1 protein-coding gene and 1 pseudogene are annotated in these 2,032 nt (G+C 55.0%); both read left to right on the forward strand.

Annotated elements, in window-relative coordinates; translation table 11 throughout:
- Positions 1-286: 286 nt before the first annotated feature.
- The gene (locus B8784_RS07855) at positions 287-1,177 is read left to right on the forward strand and encodes a hypothetical protein (RefSeq protein ID WP_143435361.1); all 891 of its coding nucleotides are present in this window, start codon (positions 287-289) and stop codon (positions 1,175-1,177) included.
- A gap of 47 nt (positions 1,178-1,224) precedes the next feature.
- Positions 1,225-2,032: pseudogene (locus B8784_RS21895) on the forward strand (IS3 family transposase); the annotation flags it as partial.

Below are 2,032 nucleotides of genomic sequence, written 5' to 3' on the forward strand. Positions count from 1 at the left end.
CCCTGACCGCCGAAGCCCTGCCCATGCTGATCACCAAAGCGCTGAAGGACTGGTATGACTCGGGCTGAGACGTGTCTGAAAATGAGAGGATTTTGCCGCAGCTTCCCAAGGCTGCGGGCGGGGTTGCAGGTCATGAATAGCGCCTGCCAATGTGGCACCGGCATCAGACAGCTCCCTATCGTCCGCCAACGGAGCATAACGGAGAAGATAGGGGCCGGTTCAGGGGGGGATGGAAATGTTTATCCAAGTGTCCGAGAAGGTCAGAGAAGACTTGAGAAGCTGATAAATGACAGTCGACGGATTTCTAACCTTCTTGTCTCTTTTGATAGCGGCAGCTGCACTTGCATCCTCTGGCACAAGAATGCGCATGAGCTTGTTGTGGGGACTACCTGCTCTGTCGGGAATCTTGGCATTCCTGCTCGTCATATACTTGCAGCTTTTCGACCGTTTCGGAGTGCAATGCCCAGATTTTATGGGCCAGGGATGTGAAGTTCTCACACTCGACCAGCACACAGTAACTGCTCAAGAATTGTCGTTTTTTATTGTGATCGCTTGGCTAGTTCTTGCTCTAGGACTTTCTGCTAGACGAAGGATATCAATCAAGGGGCTGCCCAAGCTGGAAAAGCTTGTGGGTCGCTTGCTGTCTGACAAACAATTCTCGCAGGCTGCAGATCTTATTGAGCCCAATCTGGAACTCATTATCGATGTAATTTCCAACAAAACCCGTGTGCAGCGGTTGAGACGGTATTTTGAAACGCGTCGTCCTGATACGCTGGCTGTGCTGGCTTTTTTGCAGCACGAAGAAGGTCAGAAAGTACGAACACAATGGGACAGAATATTGTCGCCACTCCAGCATTTGTTGCCTGGCATTGAAAAGCAACGAGAGGCTGCGCTGAGTTTATACCATCAAGTTACGGCATCTAACGAATTCATTGAGTATGCTGCACTTGCGAGACTTTCTTTGGGGCTCAAGCTGATGACAGCCCAGATTTGGAAGTCCGAAGAATATACGGAGAAGTTCTTCGACGCGCTTATGTCTGAGAAAGACAGTGCCTTTTACGCAGACCAAATGCAGCGCATGCCGCCCCGACAAAAAAGCGAAGATTATGGTGTTCATACTCCACTTTATTCATTTCTGTTTAACGACGCCCACGTTGCCAATGACCCAGCCCCGTAAATTCCGGCCATGAATTTGCAGAGTCCTCGACACGAAGAGGATGACAAATGCGCAAATCACGATTTTCCGAAGAACAGATCATTGGGATGATCCGGGAGCACGAGGCTGGCGTGAAGACAGCCGATATCTGCCGCAAGTACGGCATCTCGGATGCGACCTTCTACAAGTACAAGGCGAAGTTCGGCGGCATGACGGTGTCGGACGCCCGGCGGCTGAAGACGCTGGAGGAGGAGAACTCGAAGCTGAAGCGCCTCCTGGCCGATGCAATGCTGGACAATGCCGCCCTGAAGGACCTGGCGACAAAAAACTTCTGACGCCCGACGCCAAACGGAAGGCCGTGCACCACGTGATGGAAGTGCATGGCCTGTCGGAGCGTCGGGCCTGCCGGCTGGCCGATCTCGATCGGTCCACCTTCCAGTATGAAAAACGCGATGGCGGTGACGAGAAGTTGCGCCAGAGGCTACGGGAGCTGGCCGGTGAACGCCGCCGGTTCGGCTATCGCAGGCTCGGCATCCTGCTGGACCGCGAGGGCCTCAGCGCCAATCACAAGAAGATCTACCGGATCTATGCCGAGGAGGGACTGGCCGTGAAACGACGACGTGGGCGAAAGCGGGCGACAGGCACACGTTCACCCATGCTCCTGCCGGAACAGGCGAATGAGCGATGGAGCCTGGACTTCGTATCGGACGCTCTCAGCGATGGCCGCCGGTTCCGCACGCTCTGCGTGGTCGACGACTTCACCCGGGAAGCCCTGGCCGTGGTCGTCGATGTCTCCCTGTCCGGCGTGCGGGTCGCCAGGGAACTGTCCAGGCTCATCACCCGGCGGGGTGCTCCGAAGATGATCGTCTCCGACAA

Source organism: Henriciella aquimarina (assembly GCF_002088975.1).
Taxonomy (GTDB): Bacteria; Pseudomonadota; Alphaproteobacteria; order Caulobacterales; family Hyphomonadaceae; genus Henriciella; species Henriciella aquimarina.

Coding starts and splice junctions, on each gene's coding strand:
- B8784_RS07855 (WP_143435361.1), top strand. CDS start 287: ATGACAGTCGACGGATTTCTAACCTTCTTGTCTCTTTTGATAGCGGCA.